Origin of the sequence: Streptomyces varsoviensis, from assembly GCF_000718635.1 — a bacterium.
GTDB classification, from domain to species: domain Bacteria; phylum Actinomycetota; class Actinomycetes; order Streptomycetales; family Streptomycetaceae; genus Streptomyces; species Streptomyces varsoviensis.
This window is the reverse complement of record NZ_JOBF01000003.1, coordinates 658141-676249: the sequence shown is the minus strand read 5'-3', so window position 1 is coordinate 676249 and position 18109 is coordinate 658141. Positions and strand designations below refer to the sequence as shown.

Annotated in this window: 13 protein-coding genes; 3 read left to right on the top strand and 10 right to left on the bottom strand. The window is 75.2% G+C overall.

Annotation, left to right across the window (positions count from 1 at the left end; all coding sequences use genetic code 11):
- Positions 1-2: 2 nt before the first annotated feature.
- Entirely contained in the window at positions 3-458 is a 456-nt protein-coding gene (locus tag IF55_RS07415; protein ID WP_037962562.1) for an acyl-CoA thioesterase, read from the top strand.
- Positions 455-1294 (top strand): DUF8010 domain-containing protein, encoded by an 840-nt coding sequence (locus IF55_RS07410; protein ID WP_030875675.1) that lies wholly within the window; start codon positions 455-457, stop codon positions 1292-1294. Before IF55_RS07415 ends, IF55_RS07410 begins: the two co-directional genes overlap by 4 nt.
- 660 nt (positions 1295-1954) lie before the next feature.
- On the opposite strand, the gene IF55_RS07405 is transcribed toward IF55_RS07410, so the two are convergent.
- Positions 1955-2359, bottom strand: coding sequence for a globin (locus IF55_RS07405; RefSeq protein ID WP_030875681.1), 405 nt, complete (start codon positions 2357-2359; stop codon positions 1955-1957).
- A 139-nt stretch (positions 2360-2498) separates the two neighbouring features.
- On the opposite strand from IF55_RS07405, the gene IF55_RS07400 reads away from it, so the two are divergent.
- Positions 2499-3458, top strand: a complete 960-nt coding sequence (locus IF55_RS07400; RefSeq protein ID WP_030875683.1) for a methyltransferase domain-containing protein — start codon at positions 2499-2501, stop codon at positions 3456-3458.
- A gap of 24 nt (positions 3459-3482) precedes the next feature.
- Here the strand turns inward: IF55_RS07400 and IF55_RS41425 are convergent, their stop codons facing one another.
- The 9 genes from IF55_RS41425 to IF55_RS07355 form a co-directional block, all read right to left on the bottom strand.
- Entirely contained in the window at positions 3483-5135 is a 1653-nt protein-coding gene (locus IF55_RS41425; RefSeq protein WP_030875686.1) for an FHA domain-containing protein, read from the bottom strand.
- Between the two features lie 128 nt (positions 5136-5263).
- The gene (locus IF55_RS07390; protein WP_030875689.1) at positions 5264-6694 is read right to left on the bottom strand and encodes a vWA domain-containing protein; all 1431 of its coding nucleotides are present in this window, start codon (positions 6692-6694) and stop codon (positions 5264-5266) included.
- A gap of 113 nt (positions 6695-6807) precedes the next feature.
- Positions 6808-8508: a protein phosphatase 2C domain-containing protein gene (locus IF55_RS07385; RefSeq protein ID WP_398242667.1), complete on the bottom strand. Its 1701-nt coding sequence runs from the start codon at positions 8506-8508 to the stop codon at positions 6808-6810.
- A 3-nt stretch (positions 8509-8511) separates the two neighbouring features.
- Positions 8512-11292: a serine/threonine-protein kinase gene (locus IF55_RS07380; protein ID WP_037962566.1), complete on the bottom strand. Its 2781-nt coding sequence runs from the start codon at positions 11290-11292 to the stop codon at positions 8512-8514.
- Positions 11293-11347: 55 nt separating this feature from the next.
- A complete protein-coding gene (locus tag IF55_RS07375; RefSeq protein ID WP_030875696.1) occupies positions 11348-12691 on the bottom strand; it encodes a coiled-coil domain-containing protein in 1344 nt (447 codons plus the stop codon).
- A 158-nt stretch (positions 12692-12849) separates the two neighbouring features.
- Entirely contained in the window at positions 12850-13977 is a 1128-nt protein-coding gene (locus IF55_RS07370; RefSeq protein WP_078643788.1) for a glutamate ABC transporter substrate-binding protein, read from the bottom strand.
- 14 nt (positions 13978-13991) lie between these two features.
- Positions 13992-15419: a hypothetical protein gene (locus tag IF55_RS07365; RefSeq protein WP_398242670.1), complete on the bottom strand. Its 1428-nt coding sequence runs from the start codon at positions 15417-15419 to the stop codon at positions 13992-13994.
- A gap of 409 nt (positions 15420-15828) precedes the next feature.
- Positions 15829-16860 carry an N-acetylglucosamine kinase gene (locus tag IF55_RS07360; protein WP_030875705.1) on the bottom strand — a complete coding sequence of 344 codons (1032 nt, stop codon included), beginning with the start codon at positions 16858-16860 and terminating at the stop codon, positions 15829-15831.
- A complete protein-coding gene (locus tag IF55_RS07355) occupies positions 16851-18104 on the bottom strand; it encodes a 6-phospho-beta-glucosidase (protein WP_030875708.1) in 1254 nt (417 codons plus the stop codon). Before IF55_RS07355 ends, IF55_RS07360 begins: the two co-directional genes overlap by 10 nt.
- Positions 18105-18109 lie beyond the last annotated feature (5 nt).

Here is an 18109-nt window from a genome sequence, read left to right as displayed (position 1 = left end):
CCGTGGCGCGCCATCTCTACTCCTGCCCCCTGCGCTGGTCCGACATGGACGCGTTCGGCCATGTGAACAACGCCGTCTTCGTCCGCTATCTGGAAGAGGCGCGGATCGACTTCATGTGGCGGCTCGCGCCGGGGGAGGGGAGCGCCTCCTTCTCGGGCGGCTCCGTCGTGGCCCGGCACGAGATCAACTACCTGCGTCCGCTGGTGCACCGGCATGCCCCGGTGACCATCGAGACATGGGTGACGAAGATAACCGCCGCCTCCATGACCGTCGCGTACGAGGTCAAGGACGACGACGAGGTGTACGTGCGGGCCTCGACCGTCGTCGTGCCGTACGACCTCGAAGCGGGTCGGCCGCGGCGGATCACCGCGGAGGAGAAGGCGTTCCTGGAGGCCTACCGGGACGAGCCGGGCGACGCGCCGGGGGCACCGGAGCAGGGGGAGGCCGTCGCGGCATGACGGCGTCCCAGCAGCGGCTGCGGTTCGCCGACGCCGGGGAGGCGGCCGACGTGGCCGCCTTCCTGACCCGGCTGATCCACTACGACCGGGCGGCCGCTGTGCGCCTCCAGGCGGGCGGCGGGCCGGACGGCGGCGCCCTCGCGGTCTTCGGCCGCCCGCCGTCCTTCGAGGTGCTCGCCATCCGCACGGCCCGGCTCGCCGCCGCCCCCGCGCCGGGGCCCGCCGGCGGGCCGCTGGACCTCACCGTCTCGGCCGGGCAGCTCGCGGACGCGCTGGACGCCGCGTCGGCGGCGGGCGTCGAGGTGCCCGAGGCGGTCACCGGCCCGCCGTGGGCCGGGGTGCTGCCGCCGCGCGGCGGCTGGCGGCGCGTCGAGGGGCTGCCCGGACCGGACGAGGTGCGGGCGGCCGTGGCCGCCGCGGTCGCCGAGTTCCGCGCGCGGGACGAGGCGCTGCCGCAGGAGCGGCGCACGCGCGCCGAGCGCGACCGCATCGGCCGCGAGATCTGGTCGCGGACCCTCGGCGCGACGGGCCTGCCGCTGCGCGCCGTACACGCCGCGCAGTCGCTGGGCTTCCTGCGGCCCGCGGGGCCCGCCGGGGAGCCCGCACGGCCCGTACGAACGGGGCTGCCCGCCGCCCGTACACCCGCCGACCAGGTCGCTGCCCCCGCCGGTTCCGCCCGACCGGCCCGTACCGGGGCGACCGCCGTCGTGGACGAGCCCCTGGCGCTCTTCGCCGCGCGCGACTGGCTGCGCCTGCGAACCCCCTACGGCTCGGTGGCCCTGCGCACGGGCGGCGCCGCCAGTGCCCTCGCGGGCCTCTCCGTCACGCCGACCTGATCTGAGCAGGGGCCGGGCCCCGCCCGGGCCCGGCCCGTCCGCATGACACGCTGGCGCTGGCGCGCCCGAGCCCGCGGAGGCTCCGCGCCGCTTCCGACGGGCCGGGTCATGGACTGCTCGACCGCGACGCGAGCGGTCGGCGCTGGTCTCCGACGGGGGCTGAGTCCCCCCTCTCGCCGAAGGACCCAAGGGCGCCGCCGTCGCTCCCTGCCTGGTAAGCGCCCCTATGGGCGGAGGGTGGAGGGCGGAGGGCTCAGGTGGGCCAGGGACAGCGGTGCGCTTGCGCCTAGGCTTCCGGGCCGCAGCGGTTACCCGCCCCCGGCCCGTATGGCATATCGGACGGCAGGCGCGCGGGCTCGCGGACCTCACCGGTTCCTGGGTCGGCCGGCCTCAGCCCGTACGGCGAGCCGGGGCCCCGGAGGGTGGCCCGTACGGTGAGCGGCCACCAGAGGCTGTCCGTATGGTGAGCGCCCTCGGGGCGTTCGTACGGCGAGCGTCTTCCTGGGGCCGTACGGCGGCCGTGGCTGGAGGCCCATACGGTGAGCGGCCACCAGAGGCTGTCCGTATGGGGAACGCCGCCGAGGCGGGCGCATGGCGATCGGCTCCCGGAGGCGACCGTTCCGGCGGGTCGCGTCCGTGACTGGCTCTCGCGGGCCGGGGTCAGCCTTCGGAGTTGATCATGGTGGCGGCGGCGTAGGTGAGGTAGTTCCAGAGCTGGGTCTCGTGCTCTTCGGCGAGGCCGAGGCGGTCGAGGGCCGTGCGCATGTGGCCCAGCCAGGCGTCGTGCGCGGCGCGGTCGACGGTGAAGGGCGCGTGGCGCATGCGCAGCCGGGGGTGGCCGCGGTTGTCGCTGTACGTGCGGGGGCCGCCCCAGTACTGCATGAGGAAGAGCGCGAAGCGCTCCTCGGCCGGTCCGAGATCCTCCTCCGGGTACATCGGCCGGAGCAGCGGGTCCTCGGCGACCCCCTGGTAGAAGTAGTGCACCAGGCGCCGGAAGGTCTCCTCGCCGCCGACCTGCTCGTAGAAGGTCTGCTCCTGAAGCGTGCCGCGCGGAATCTTGTTCACCCCTTCATGGTCTCAGACGCGTCGGCCGAGGACCGGGGATCTAGGACTCTCGTGCGAATCGGGCGGCGGTACGCGCGCGGGCGGACCTCTTGGCGTCCCCGTGGTCGCGTGAGCGCGCGCCGCGTCGCACAGTGGAGGCATGGGCGGTACGGACCCGAGTAGGGACCTGCGCGCCGGCCTCGTGCGCGAGCTGCTGGCGGGCGGCGCGCTGGCCGACCCCAGGTGGCGGGCCGCGTTCGAGGAGGTGCCGCGCCACCTGTTCGTGCCCTACTTCTACCTGGGCGTCGTCGGCGGGTACGAACGGCTGTGGGGCGAGGACCCCGACCCCCTGCGGCGCGAGCGCTGGCTCACCGAGGCGTACGCGGACGCGCCGCTCGCCACCCGGCTGCGCGACGGCGAACTGGTCTCCTCCAGCAGCCAGCCCTCGCTGATGGCCCGGATGCTGGAGTACCTGGGCGTACGCGACGGGCACACCATCCTGGAGATCGGGGCGGGCACCGGCTACAATGCCGCCCTCCTCGCCCACCGGCTCGGGGACGAGAACGTCACGACCGTCGACCTCGATCCGGAGATCACCGACACCGCCCGGAACCACCTCGCGGCCGCGGGCTACCACCCGGCCGTCGTCACCGGGGACGGCGCGCGCGGCTGCCCCTCGCGCGCCCCCTTCGACCGGATCATGGCCACCTGCGCCCTGCCGAACGTACCGCCCGCGTGGCTCGCCCAGTGCCGCCCCGACGCCCTCGTGCTCGCGCCGCTCGCCACCGGGCTGATCGCGCTGCGCGTCCTCGACGCCGAGCACGCCGCCGGGTCCTTCCTGGCCACCCCGGCCTACTTCGTGCCGCTGCGCGGCGGCGGATCGGCCCCGCCGGCCCGCGGTGACGGCCTGCCGCGCCGGCTGCCGCGCAACGACGACTTCCGGTTCCTGCTCGCCCTGACGGCGGGGCGCCTCGACCCCGTCGACGCCCTCGACGTATGGCGGGACGCCGGCGAACCGGGGCGCGAGCGCTTCGGGGTGTCCGTGCGCGGCGCGCGGCAGTGGGCCTGGCTCGACGACCCGGACGGCCCCTACAACTGGCCGTTGGACCCGACCGGTTGAGCCCGGACCTCGGCCCCTCCGCGCTCAGCCCCTGCGCATCGTGATCGTCGTCCACGCGCCCACGTGGACCCGGTCGCCCTCCCGCAGCGAGACCGGCACGTACGGCTTGATCGGGTCCTCGGCGCCGTTGAGGGTGGTGCCGTTCGTGGAGCCCTGGTCGACCACCGCCCAACTGCCGTCCGACTGGTGCACGAGCATGGCGTGCTGGTGGGAGACGCCCGGGTCTTCAGGCGGGCGGGCCAGATCGATGTCGGGGGACTCGCCGGTGCTGTGGCGGCGACGGCCGATGGTGACCTGGTGGCCGGAGAGCGGAAGGCGCTGCTCGGGGGAGTACGCGGGCAGGTTGAGGCCGCTGGCCTCGGGGCCGCTGCGGTTCATCATCGCCATGAAGTACTCGCGGTCCGGCGCTATGACCGCGACCCAGTTCTCGGTGCCGCCGGGCGGGGCCGACGGCTCGTTCCCGCCGTGGCCGTACGGATCGGAGCCGGGCTGAGCGGTGCCGTACGGGGCGGGGGCGGGCTGAGCGGTGCCGTACGGGGCGGCCTCCGGCTGAGCCGTTCCCGGCTGCCCGGGACCGTAGGCGTCGGGCCTATGAGCGTCCGGCCTGTAAGCGTCCGGCCCGTATGGGGCGGGTCCTCGCGGGGCGACCGGAGCCGGGCCGCCGCGGTAGTCGTCGTTCTCCGGTGCGAAGTCCGGGTCGAAGGGGCGGCCGGTCGCCGGCCGGCCGGTCGGCTGTCCGGGGAACGGCCGCGGCTCGTACGGCGCCTCGGGCGGAGCCTCGTACGGCGGGGGCGGGCTCGCCGCGGCAGGGGCGCCTTGCGCGTTCGCGTTCGGTAAGCTCGGGGAACTCGGGGAGCTCGGGAAGCCGTCGCCGGGGGAGGGCTCCGGGGCCTCCGGCGCGGAGGCGATCGGCGGGGGCAGCACCCAGTCGTCCCCGCCGTACGACGCGGCGGGCCGCGGGCTCTGCCGCTCCGGCTCGGGCTCCGGGTGCAGCGGTTCGGCCGAGCGGTTGATCTGGGAGGGGCGCGAGCCGTGGTACTCGTAACTCTGCGGCGGCCGCGTCTGGTACGGCGTCGGCGGCGCCGGCGGCGGGGCCGACTGGAAGCCGGGCGTCGGCGGCGGCGCGTACGAGGCGGGCGTGTGCGCGGACGGCGTGTGCGTCAGGAAGTTGTAGCGGCACTCCTCGCAGAACGGCGCCTGCGGCTCGCGCGGCGTACCGCAGCGCGGACACAGCTCGCCCTCGCCGGCGGCGTCCGGCCCGGCCGCGGCCGGCTGCCCCGGATAGCCGTACCCACCGCCGGGAGCGCCGGGAGCGCCGGGAGCGCCGGGAGCGCCGGGAGCGCCGGGAGCGCCGGGAGCGCCGGGAGCGCCGGGAGTACCGGGAGCGCTGGGTGCGCTGGAAGGGACGGATGAGCCGGGGGCGCCAGGCGGGCCGTGGGTGCCAGGCGAGCCGGGTGAGCCGGGCGTGCCGAAGGAGCCCGGCGCGCCGGGCGGCGGCGTGCCGGGGAGCGGCGGCTGGGCGCCGGGCGGGGGCGGTCCGGCCGGGGTGCCGGGCAGGGGCGGTGGCGGAGGCGGCGGGGCGGCGCCCTCGGGCATCGGTGTCCCCGACATCCGGTGGCCGCACACCTCGCACCAGTCCTCGGCCGCCGACTGGTGACCGTTCGGGCAGGTCGGCATGTCGGTTGATTCCCCCTCTTGTGCCGTTTATTGCCGTTCTGTGCTGGCGGTTTCGCCGGGGAGTCCGTCGACGACCGTCGCAGCGCTGCTTCTTGACGCTCTGACGCGAAGTTACTTCTTCACGCGAGCTACTTCTTGACGCGAACGGTTTTGGTGGAGCGGGTCTCCAGCGTCATCTCCGCCTCCTCCGTGACCTTCGCCTTCAGTCGCACAGTACCCGTCGCCGCGTCGACGACGTCCACCACCTTCGCGAGCAATTTCGCCGTCCCCTCGTTCCCGGAAACGCCCGCCAACTGTACGGCGCGGCCCAGTTTCGCCGTCGCCCCGTCGATGTCGCCCGCCTTGCGCAGGTGCAGCCCCTGCTGGATGACGCGGGCCAGTTCGGCCTGGCCCGTGTAGTGCGCGACCTGCGGATTGATCGAGGTCGACGCCGCCAGGTCGTCCGTCCACACGGCGCGTACCAGCCCCTGCGAGAGCGGTCGCGGCGCGCCGCCGCCGGCGGCCTCGGGCAGCACCAGCGAGACGCGCGCGGCCAGCATCTCCCGGCCCACGCCGGCGTCCGGCACCCGCACGCAGACGTGGTAGTCGCGGGACTCGTCGCCCCAGGAACCCGTCGGATAGTCGCCCGAGCGAGGCCCCGACTCCATGCGACGGCCCGTCAGCTCCTCGACGGTCGGCGCGACTTGCTTGACGAAGACGACCTCGGCGCCCTGCGGCGTCCACAGCCGCAGCGTGACGTCCCCGACCTCCTTGCCCATCGCCGACTCCATCATCCGCGTGAAGTCCGCGGTCAGTCCGGCGGGGTCGGCGACGATGTCGGCGGAGCCGAGCAGCGCCGAGGCTATCGCCGTGACCTCCTTGACCTCCCAGTCCGTGCCGACGCCGCGCGCGTCGCAGGTGAAGCGGCCGGCGCACGCCTCCAGGGAGTTGCGCAGGTCCTCCGGTGACTCGTGCTCGTTGCGGCCGTCGGTGAGCAGGATGCCGTGCCGGATCGCGACATCGGCGGAGCCCAGCAGCCGGTCCGCCAGCCGCAGCCAGGTGCCGATCGCGGTGCCGCCGCCCGCGCTGAGCTTGCGCAGCGCGTCCTTGGCCTGCGCCCGGGTGGCCTCGCTCGCCACCGCGAGCCGGCCGCCGCCCGGATAGACCTCCTTCGCCTGGTGCGTACCGGCGACGACGGCGAAGGCGACGCCGTCGCGGACCGTCCCCACCGCGGCGGCCGTCGCGTCGCGCGCGCCCCGCATCTTGGTCGGCGGGTAGTCCATCGAACCGGAGCAGTCGACCATGATCACGACGGCGGCGTCCGGGCCCCGGTCGGCCCTCCCCGCCGCCGTGGGGTCCCCCCACTCCGTCCCGCCGCCTGCCCCGGCCCCCGTGCCGATCGACGCGGAAGAAACCATTCCGCCCGCTGTCGCGCCGCCGATGGTGCCGCCGGTGGTGCCGCCGCCCGTGGCGGTGACCGTGACGATCGCGTTCACCTCGCGGCCGCCCTCGGGGAGGTACTCGTTCTGGTAGACCTCGACCGAGAACTGCGGCACGTTCGATTTGGAGAAGGTGGCCATCTGATCCGCTCCTCGGCTCTCCACCTGCGTCAACACGGAAGTAGACGAGCGGACGGACGCGCCGCGTCCCCGGACGCCGGCGCGCTTCCCCCCGTCGGCCCCGGCTTCAGGGCTCAGGCCGATCCTGCCCCCTGCGACGGCCCGGGGAACGGCAGGATCGCCACTGTTACGTTGTCGTGGCCCCCGCCGTCCAAGGCGTGGTCCACCAAGGACCGCGCGCCGCGCAGCGGCCGGGTACGGGCGTCCGCCGGCACCGCGGCCGCCATCTGCTCGGCGGACTCCGCGTAGTTCCACAGCCCGTCGGTGCACACCACCACTACACCCGGCCGGTCCGGGGAGAAGGAAGCGGTGTGCGGCTCCAGTTCGTACGCGTCCGCGCCCAGCCAGCCCGTGATGGCGTGCGCCCGGTCGTCCGCGTACGCCTCGGCCTGCGACATCAGCCCGTTGGCCACCATCTGCGCGGCCCAGGAGTCGTCCTCGGTGAGCCGCGCCGCGCGGGTGGCGCGGTCGTCGGGCACCCAGTACGCGCGGCTGTCGCCGATCCAGCCGACGGTCAGGCCACCGGCCGCCACCACCGCGCTCACGATCGTGCAGGCGGGCGCGTTCTGGTGGTGGCGGTGGTCGTCGTGCTCGCGCGGCTGGTTCACCGGCTCGGCCAGGGCCCCCACCGACTCGGCGGCGGCGAGCAGCGCGTCGTGCATGGCCTGCCGCGGATGCGTGCCGCGCGGCAGCGAGGCCGTCAGCGAGGCGCGCGCCGCGACCGCCGCCGCCTCCGAGGCCTCGTCCGGCCGGGTCGCCGAGGACACGCCGTCGCAGACGACCGCCACGACGGCCGGGGCGCCGTCCGCGAGCGCCGCGGCGGACAGCGCGAACGCGTCCTCGTTGCGGTGGTGCCGGAGGCCGCGGTCGCTGACCGCGGCCACGTCGGCCAGCTCCTCCTCCATGTGGTCCCGCTCGCGCGGCTGGGGGCGGCCGCAGCGCTCGCAGTAGCCGTCCTTGTCGATGACGCCGACGCGGCACGCGCCGCACTGTCGCCCACGCGGGCCGCCGACCATGACGTCTTCCCTCGGGTCGCTCACGCCGTCGGCCGGGCCGGCCGCGGCTGTCTGTCCTTGCGGCCGGCCGGTGCCGAGGCCGCTGCCGCGGCTGGTGCCGGTGTCGGTGCCGCTGCCGGTGGTCGTCTCGGCGGGGCCGCTGCCGGCCCCGCGCCCGGCGGGCGTGCCGCCTTCTGCGGGCGCGCCCGCCGCGGGCGCCGCCAGCGGATAGTCCTCCGGGGCCGGCCCGGCCGCAACGGGCGGGAAGGGAGCCGATGCGCCGGGCGCCGCCTCCTGGTACGGGGCCCGCCCGTCCGGGGCTTGCCCGTTCGAGACCTGTCCGCCCGGGGCCTGCCTCTCGGGGCCCTGCCCGTACTGCGCAGAGCCTTGCTCGTTCCACCCCTGTCCGTACGGCTCCTGTCCGTACGGGCCCTGCCCGTTGGACCCCGGTCCATACGGCTTCGGCCCGGACGGCTCCTGTCCGTACGGCGCCCGCCCGCTTGGCTCCTGTCCGTACGGCGCCCGCCCGCCCGGCTCCTGCCCGCCTGGTCCCCGGCCGCCCGGCTCCTGCCCGCGTCGTTCCCGGCCGCTCGAATTCTGGCCGTCGTCCGACGCCGGTCCGTACGAGCCCTGCCCGTATCGCGTCGGGCCCTGGTGGGCGCGGGTGGGGCCGGCTGAGAGGGCGGCTCCGCACCCGCCGCAGAAATTGTCACCCGCCTCCAACGGTTCCGCGCACGCTGGGCACACCGCCAGTTGCGGGAGTTGCGGCATCTGCGACATCGATCACACCCATGTCCTTGGGCGGAAGCGGTTGGCCCGTTCCACCAGTTCGATCCTCTCCTCGCCGCGCTGGGCGAGGCGCGCGAGCACTCGGTACGAGCGTTCCAGCCCGAACCGTAGCCCGCGCTCGTCCAGACCGCAGCCGAGCAGCGTCGGCGCGCCGCGGTCGGTGGCCCGCGCGCCCGGCCGGCCGGACAGCACCCAGTCGAGCGCGCTGCCCAGCACCTCGGTGGAGAGCTGTTCCCTGCGGACCGCGTCCAGCCCGAACTCCCGCAACCTCTCGACCTGCCCCGCCGCGGCCGTCAGATCCGCCAGCAGCGGGTCCCGCGCCGCGCGCTGCCGCAGCCGGGCCCGTACGGCCGCGACGCGCGCCGCCGTGTAGTGGATCGACGACTCCGGTACGGACTCCAGCGCGCGCACCGCGCCCGTACGGTCCCCGGCGGCGAGCCGTACCCGGGCCAGGCCGAACGCGGCGCTGACGTAGCTCGGGTCGGTCGCCCACACCAGGTGGTAGTACTCGGCGGCGTTGTCGAGCTGGCCCAGCACCTCCGCGCAGACCCCGAGCGCCAGCTTCGGCGCGGGCTCGCCCGGGAACGCGTCGTAGACGGCGTCGAAGGCGAGCGCCGCCGTTCCGTGGTCGCCGACGGCCAGCGCGTGCAGCCCGCGGTACCAGATGATCCGCCAGTCGTCCGGGTGGGCCGCCTCCAGCTCGGCGAGCGCCTCGGACGCGGCGCGCGTCTCGCCGAGTTCGAGCTGGGCCCGTACGCGCCGCAGCCGCAGCTCCGGGGAGTCGCCGGGGGCGCCCTGGAGCGCCGCGTGCACCTCGGCGGGCTGCGAGGCGAGCAGCCCCGCGAGGAACCCCGCGTTCGGGTCGCCCGGCGCGACATGCGGTACGGGCAGGGCGAGCGCCGTGGCCCGCGTGTCGATCCGCGTGACGGCCGGCGCCCCCGGAGTCGGCGCCCCCGTGGCCGATGGGCTCGTAGCCGCCGTACCCGTAGCCGCCTGGCTCGTCGCCTCCGGGATCGTCACCGACGTCGCGTGCGAGGCGGCCGGGGCGCCCGGGTGGGCGCCGGCCGGCGGCAACTGGGGCGGCACCAGCGGCGGCGCGGCCACCGCCACCGCCCGGCGCCCCGCGCGGACGCCCGGCCGGGAGCCCAGCACGGAGACGTCGCCGCCCTGGTCGGCGAACAGCCGCGTGTCCACGACCCGCAGCTCCGGCCCGAACAGCGAGGACAGCGCGGGCCGCGGCTGCCCCGTCTGGAGGGCCACGACCTCGCGCAGCACCCCCGTGAGCTGGTCCGCCATCTCCTCGGCCGAGGCGAACCGCCGCCCCGGATCGGGGTCGGTGGCCCGTACCAGCAGCCGGTAGAAGGACTCGTACCGGGAGAACACCTCGATGTGCTCCGGGTCGGGCAGGACGTCCAGGTAGACGCTGGTGTAGCCCTGGAAGTCGAAGGTGAGGACGGCCAGCGTGCGCGCGACCGTGTACAGGTCGGAGGCGACGGACGGGCCGGTCTCCGCGACCTCCGGGGCCTGGTAGCCGACCGTGCCGTAGATCGCGCTGTCCTGGTCGTCCATCCGCCGGACCGCGCCCATGTCGATGAGTTTGAGCTGGTCCTCCTGCTGAATGGCGTTGTCGACCTTGAAGTCGCAGTACAGGAGGTTGCGGCTGTGCAGGTGGCCCAGCGCCTCCAGCGCCTCGATGCCGTACGCGCACGCCTGCCCGACCGGCAGCGGGTCGCGCCGGCCGTCCGCCGCGCGCCGCTCGTTGGCGATCTCCTTGAGCGACTTGCCGCCCACGTACTCCATCACGATGTAGCCGTCGAGGGAGCCGGTGCGCTGGTCGAGGTGTTCCACGAAGTTGTAGATGCGGACGATGTTGGAGTGCTCGATCTCCGCGAGGAAGCGCCGCTCGGAGAGGGCCACGGCCAGCGCGTCCTCGTCCCCGGTGTCGAGCAGGCCCTTGAGCACCACCCATCGGTCGGAGACGGCGCGGTCTATGGCCAGGTAGATCCAGCCGAGGCCGCCGTGGGCCAGGCACCCCGCCACCTCGTACTGGCCGTGCACGATGTCGCCCGGCCGCAGCTTCGGTACGAAGGAGTACGGATGCCCGCACTTGGTGCAGAACCCCTCCGTACGGCCCGGCCGCTCGCCCCGCGAACGGCCCACCGGCGCCCCGCAGTCGCCCTTGCTGCAGAATCGCTTCCGCTCCGGCACCTCCGGCCGCTCCAGCACCGCCGACCGCGGGTCGGGACGCGGCACGGCGGGCATGGTCACCAGGCCCGCGCCCAGCTTGTTGCGGCCGGACGCGGAGGCGGCCGACTGCGAACTGCGCACCGAGACCGAGCGGGCCGTCGCCGCCCCCGGCAGGGAGCGCGAGAGCCGCCCGGAGACCGAGCGGCGGGAAGTCGAGGACCTAGAAGAGCCGGCAGAGCCGGAAGACCTGGAAGAGCCGGCAGACCCAGCCGACCCAGCAGATCCGGCGGAACCGGCAGACCCAGGCGACCCAGCAGACCCGGCGGAACCCGAGGCCCCGGAGCCCTGGCCCGATCCGCTCCGCGCCGCCGGGCCGCCGCCGGAGCCGCGCGCGCCGCCGGGCCCCCCGGACCTGGGCGCGCCGCCCGGCCCGCCCGGCCTGCCGCCCGCCGTGATGCCGGTGGCCGGGGAGCCCACGAGGCCGGCGGGTGAGACGACGGGCGCGAGCCCGCAGGTGTTGCAGTACAGCTCGCCGCCGCCCACGTCCTCGTACGAGCCCTCGCACTCCGGCCGCTGACAGGCGCTCATATCCGCCCTCCGCCCCGCTCGCCCGCCGCCGCGCTCAGCCGCGCGCCGCGTCCCTTCACGACGGCTCCCCCCTGTGGTCTGCCCTGCGATCGGTCCTGTGGTCGGTCCTATGGTCGGCCCTGTGGTCGGCGTGGTCCGGCTGCTGCGGCACCAGCACCTCCGCCGTGGCCCGCTGGTAGCGGAGCACGGCCTGTTCCGCCGCCAGCAGATCACACGGCGCGCTCCAGAGCATCCGGCGGGCCGCGTCATAGCGCTCCACGAGCAGCGGGTCCTCCGCCATCCCGTGCCGCGCGGCCTTCGCCTTGTACGCGTCGAGGCGGCCGCGCAGCTCGGCCCGTACGGCCAGCGGCGCCGTGACGGCCGTCAGCGACTCGCGGGCGCGCAGCAACTCGTCCTCCGCCCGCCGCTCCAGCGAGTCCAGCAGGGGGGAGAGCCGGTGCCACTGGGCGTGCCTGCGGTAGTCGGCCGCCGCCGCGAGCTGTTCGTGCAGGGCCGTGGGCGGGCCGGTCACCGCGGGCACCACGGACGCGGCGATCTTCGCGAGGACCTCGCCGCGCGCCTGCCGCGCCTCGGTCAGGGTGCGGTCGGCGCGGGAGAGCACGTCGCGCAGGCGCATCAGCCGCTGCTCGGCGTCCTGCCGCACGGCCAGCACCGCCTCGATCTCGCGCCGTACGTCCTCCAGGGCGCGGGCCGCCCGGTCGTAGCGCTCGGTGTCGGGACGGCCCCCGCCGGGCGCGGAGCTGGGGGACGCGCCGGACCAGAACGAGAGCGGATCGGAGATCACCTCGGCGCGGAGCGCGGTCAGTTCGCGGGTGATCCGCTCCAGGTCGTCGCCGGCCGGATGCTCGCCGGGCCGTACGCCCACGGAGTGGGCCAGCGAGCGGGTGCGCGCCAGCTCGGCGGAGAGCAGGTCTATCCGGGCGGGCAGCGCGGACCACACGGCGTCGGCGGTGACGACGACGTCGAGGGCGCGGGCGTACCAGCCGTTCATCCGGGCGACGAGCTCCTGGAGGCTCAGCCGCTCGCTGAGCACCGCCGGGCCCGTCGGCGCGCCGGTGTCCGGCAGCGTGACGCAGGGGCCGCGCAACAGCTCGGTGAGGTCGGCCAGCTCGCCCTGGGTGGGCCAGCGGCGGCGGGCGCGCAGCTCGCGGGCCTGGTTCAGGGCCGCGGTGTACGCGTCGAAGTACGTCCACAGGAGGGTGATGAGCGGCTCGGTGGCCTCCCACCGGCTTCTGGTCGCGCCGGTCAGCTCCGCGCCTTCGAGCAGTCTGCGGCCGGCGTGGTCCTGGAGCGCGAGCAGTGAGGTTTCGACGGCCTCGTGTTCGGCGCCGAGCCTGGCCAGCGCGCGGTCCGCCTCCTCACGGCTCAGGGCCGGCCCGGTAGGTCCCGAGACCGCCATCGATCACCTCTCCTGTCCGCGGCGTGGCCGCGCGTCGCTGGTCGAACTCCGTCGGGGCTGCTGTGTCAGGTGTTGCTTCCGTGTCCGTTCCTGCTGTGCCCGATCCGTGCCGTGTCCAGTCCTCGTACCTGTGGAGACCGTTCTCACGGCCGCCGAGTTCAGTCCTTGTAGCGGGGCTTGGGCGGCGCCGGGTTCTTGATTCCGGTGAGGTCCTCCGCGAGCCACTTCTGGTAGGCCAGCATCCACTGGCTGTTCTCGCCCCCGCGCTGATAGTCCGCCAGCACCTTGTTGACCCGGCGGACCAGGTCCTTGTCCGCGAGGTTCATCGCCACCCCGTACGGCTCGGTGGTGAACGGCTTGCCGACCAGTTTCACCGACGGGTCCTGCGCCGCCTGACCCGCGGCCAGCGCGTTGTCGGTGATCACCGCGTCCACCTGGCCCAGTTGGAGCCGGACCAGGCAGTCGAGCTGGTTCGGTACGGTGCGGACCTCGGCGCCGTGCGCCTCGTTCCGCAGCTCCGACTCGCCGGTGGAACCCTTGGCCGTGCACACCTTCTTCCCCCGCAGGGAGTCGTCGAAGGCGGTGATCGGCGAGCCGTCGGGCACCAGCACCTGCTGGCCGGCCTCGAAGTAGGCGGTGGAGAAGGCGACCTGCTTGACGCGCTCGCAGTTGATCGTCATCGTGCGGGCGACGAGGTCCACCTTCTTGTCGCGCACCACGTCTATCCGCTTGTTGGTGGGGATGGCGAGCCAGGTGACCTTCTCCGGGTCGCCGAGGATGTCCTTGGCGATGGCCCGTACCAGCTCGATGTCGAAGCCGCTGAGGCGGCCGGTCGCCGGGTCGCGGTACCCCCAGCGGTAACTGTTCTGGTCCACCCCGGCGATCAGCCGGCCCCGGTCCTTGATCCGCTGTACGGCCGGGCCCGTGTCGCCGGACGGGCTCAGGCTCGCCTCGGGATGCTCGCACTCCGGGGCCTCGGCGGCGGCCCGGGCCGCGGGGGCCTGCGCCGTACGCGCCTGGGACCGCTGGCCGTTGGCGTGCCCGCCGGCGTGCCCGTTCGCGTCGCCCCCGGGGGAGCCGCCCAGGACAGAGGCCGTGACCGCGACAGTCGCCACGAGCGCGCCCGCGGCGAACACGGCCGCACGACGGAAGCGACCCGGCCCGCTGCGACCAGCCCCGCCGCGACCTGACCCGTCGTGCCCCGGCCCGCTGCGACCCCGGCCGCTGCGGCCCGCCCCGGCGCCGCCCGCCCCTGCCTGATCCGCCCCCGTCTCGTCCGCTCGCATCCTCATGCCCCCTGTCACCGGTACTCCGAGAGCCTGCGGCCGATGCCGAGGACCGTGCCGGCCGCGCCGAGCACGGCCAGGACGACGGCGCCGGCGGCCATCCACTCCAGCGCCCCGCGCCCGTCGCCGGCCGCGCGGTTGAACTCGGCCTGTTCGTGCCGCACGGCGGCCGCCAGCTCGGCGTCGACCCGGTCGAAGGACTCGCCCGTGCTGCCCTTGGCGCCGATCACCTTGGGCAGCGCGTGCTCGTAGTCCCCGGCGTCGTCCGTGGCGCGGGCGTCCGCGTGCCGCCGCTGCCACTCCCGTACGTCGTCGAGGGCCCGGGCCACCGGGTCGCGGCCCTTCGGGTCGTCGGCCAGGTCCTTGGCGCGGTCCAGGAGGCTGCCCTCGGCCGCGGCGCCCCGCGCCCCGGAGCCGACGAGCTCGCGCATGCCCGCCTTGTAGCTGACCTCGTACGCGTCGTCGCCGTCCGGGGTGAGCACGGCGCCCCGGGCCACCAGGGTCAGGTTCTCGTCGCCACGGGCCTGGAGCGTGCCGATGCGCGCCTCGTTGAGCACGCGGAGGGAGCGCGCGCCGTGGGCGGAGGACTCGTCGAGCCCCGCGCGGGCCAGGGAGTGGCCGGCCAACAGCCACAGCAGGACCACCGCGGACGCGCCCGTGGCCGCCAGCAGCCCCCGGTTGAACACCCGGTTCGTACGGCGGTAGTCGCGGCGCTGCGCCCAGCCGAGCGCGCCCAGGGTCAGCAGGCCCACGCCGGTCGCCGCCCACGGCCAGGACTTGGCGTCCGCGTAGTCGGAGCCGAGCCGGGCGGTCTCCGTCTCGTACAGCTTGGCGGCGGCGGGCAGCAGTTCGCCGCGCATCGTCTCGCTCGCGTACCGCAGATAGGCGCCGCCGAGCGGCAGCCCCTGGCGGTTGTTGGCCCGGGCGGACTCGATATACCCGGTGTAGAAGGGGAGTTGGTGGTTCAGCTTGGCTATCTGGTCGCGTGCGTCGCGTGAGCCCGAGGTCTGCGCGCCCGCCTTCACCAGCAGGTCGGAGGCGAGGCCGATGTCGCGCTCGTACCGCAGGCGGACCTCGCGCGGCTCCTGGCCGCCCGCGAGGAACCCGCCGGCCGCCGTGGCGTCGGCGTCCGCCAGCGAGCGGTAGATGTCCGCCGCGTTCGCGCTGAGCGGCTGGCTGCGGTCCTTCACGGAGTCCGCGGCGGTCGCCCGCTCGGTGACCTGCCAGGCCGTCACCGCGCCGAACGCGAGGACCAGCACGGCCAGTACGGCTCCGATGACGCGCAGCCGGCCCGGCTCGGTGGTCGCCGCCGTCCGGGCCCGCTCCAGCCCCTCGTGCCACGCCTTGCGGCGGGGCGCGCCGCCCGAGGGGTCGGCGGCCGGGGCGAGCGCGCCCGTCCCAACGGGCCCCGTGTGCCCGGCCGTCGGCGCGGACGGCCACATGGGCCCGGGCGACGGCGGCGCGGGGCTCCCGGTCGGCGGGTTTGACACAAGACCTCCCCCTCGGTCGCTGGTGGCCGATGCCGCTCCGCCCGGCGGGGCGGGCGACGAAGTACCCGGCCAGTCAGTATGGCCGCAGCCACTGACAACCACACGGGTATTGGCTGGATCTTGTTCCCGCGACGGTCCTCGGGGCCGCCGCCGCGACGGTCCCCACCTGCCGCCGCCTGCCTCTTTCCACGCCCCACGAGCCTGTTCGGTTCCCGTGCGAACGATGGGGCGGCGGCGGCCGTTCGGGCGACAGGGCCGGACGCGAGTGCCTTCGCGGCGAGCGCCGGGCCCCGCCTCCCCCACGGAGACGGGGCCCGGACAACCAGCGGGCCTTTGAGACGTACTACGCCCCGCCTACCCGCTACGCGTAGTGTCCCCGCAACCGGGCGTACGCCTCGGCGGGGGCGCCCGCGTGGTCCAGGCCGAGCAGGGCCGCGCCCAGCACCGGCGGGGCCGTGACGACCGTCGGCGCGGCCTTCGGCGCCCGTTCGGCCAGCAGCTCCACCACCCGGTCGTGCAGCAGCGGGTGGCGGGCCGCGAGCACCCCGCCGCCGAGGACGACGGGCGCGTACGCGTCGAGCAGGTCGAGGCGGGTCAGCGCGACCGTGGCCAGCGCGACCACCTCGTCCGCCTGCCGGGCGACGATCGCGCGCGCTATCGGGTCGCCCGCGGCGGCCACCGCGAACAGCACGGGGGTCATCTCGTGCCGCCGCGCCTGCGTGATCGGACCGAGGTGGATCGCCTCGATCAGCTCCAGCATCGTGGTGAGGCCGTAGTGCGCGGGCAGCGCACGGGCCAGCTCGGTGTCCTCGCCGCGCCCGTCCTCGGCGCGCGCCGCCCACCACAGGGCCTCGTCGGCGAGGTGCCCGCCGCCTCCCCAGTCGCCGGATATCCGGCCGATGGCGGGGAAGCGGGCGCTGCGGCCGCCGGGCGCCAGCCCCGCGCAGTTGATGCCCGCGCCGCAGACGACCGCGACGCCGGTCGGCTCGGTCTCGTCCGGCAGGCCGGACCTCAGCAGCGCGAACGTGTCGTTGGCGACGGTGACCGTACGGGCCCAGCCGTACGAGACGATCTCCGCCTCCAGCCGTTCCTCCTCCACCGGCAGGTCCGCGTTGGCCAGGCAGGCGGACACGTGCTCCACGAGCAGCGGGTCTCCACTTCCGGCTTCTCCGGCGCGCGCCTGCCCGGTGGCGTGCGCGACGAGCGGCGCCAGGCCCGCGACGGCGCGCTCGGCGCCGATCGTCGGGGGCTGGAAGCCGCCGCCGCGCGCCGTGCCGAGCACCCGGCCGTCGGCCGCGATGAGCGCGACGTCGGTCTTGCTGTTGCCCGCGTCGATGGCGAGCGTCGCCCCGGGCTGGAGGGTCCGGGGTGACTGGGCGTCGGTCAGGCCCACGTGAGGTGCTCCCGGTTGTGCGCGATGAGGTCGTCCGTCAGCTTCTGGGCGTACTCGATCTGGCCGATGAGCGGGTGCGCCAGCAGCGCCTCGAACACCCGGTCGGCGCCGCCCTTGAGCGCGGCCTCCAGCGCCAGGTGCTCGTAGCCCGTGACGTTCGCGATCAGCCCCGAGTACAGCGGCTCCAGCGCGGGCACCGGCAGCGGGTGCGTGCCGCGGGCGTCGACGGTGGCGGGGACCTCGATGACCGCGTCGTCCGGGAGGAACGGCAGGGTGCCGTTGTTGAGGGTGTTCACGACCTGTACGTCGCCGGTGTCGCGCAGCAGCGAGGAGGTCAGCGCGACGGCCGCCTCCGAGTAGAACGCGCCGCCGCGCTTGCTCAGCAGCTCCGGCTTCTCGTCCAGCGCCGGGTCGCCGTACATCTCAAGGAGCTGCTTCTCCATCTCGGCCACCTGGGCGGCGCGCGACGGCTTGGTCTTCAGCTCCCGTACGACCTCGTCGTGCTGGTAGAAGTAGCGCAGGTAGTACGAGGGGACGACGCCGAGGCGGTCCACCAGCGAGCGCGGCATGTGGAGGTCCGCCGCGATGGCGTCGCCGTGCTCCGAGAGCAGCTTCGGCAGCACGTCCTCGCCGCCGACCCGTACGCCCCGCTCCCACGTGAGGTGGTTGAGGCCCACGTGGTCGAGGGCGACCTCCTCGGGGGTGACGTCGAGCAGCTTGGCGAACTTGCGCTGGAAGCCGATGGCCACGTTGCACAGGCCGACGGCCTTGTGGCCGGCCGTCAGCAGCGCGCGGGTGACGATGCCGACCGGGTTGGTGAAGTCGATGATCCACGCGTTCGGGTTGCGGCGGCGCACCCGCTCGGCGATGTCGAGGACGACGGGGACCGTGCGCAGCGCCTTGGCGAGGCCGCCCGCGCCGGTGGTCTCCTGCCCGACGCAGCCGCACTCCAGCGGCCACGTCTCGTCCATGTTGCGGGCCGCCTGGCCGCCCACGCGGAGCTGGAGCAGCACGGCGTCCGCGCCGTCCACGCCGGTGTCGACGTCGTCGGTCCAGGAGACGCGGCCCGGGTGGCCCTGCTTGGCGAAGATGCGCCGGGCCAGCCCGCCCACCAGCTCCAGCCGGTCGGCGGCCGGGTCGATGAGGACCAGTTCCTCCAGCGGCAGCACGTCGCGCAGCCGCGCGAATCCGTCGATGAGTTCGGGGGTGTAGGTCGAGCCTCCGCCGACCACTGCGAGCTTCACGAGAA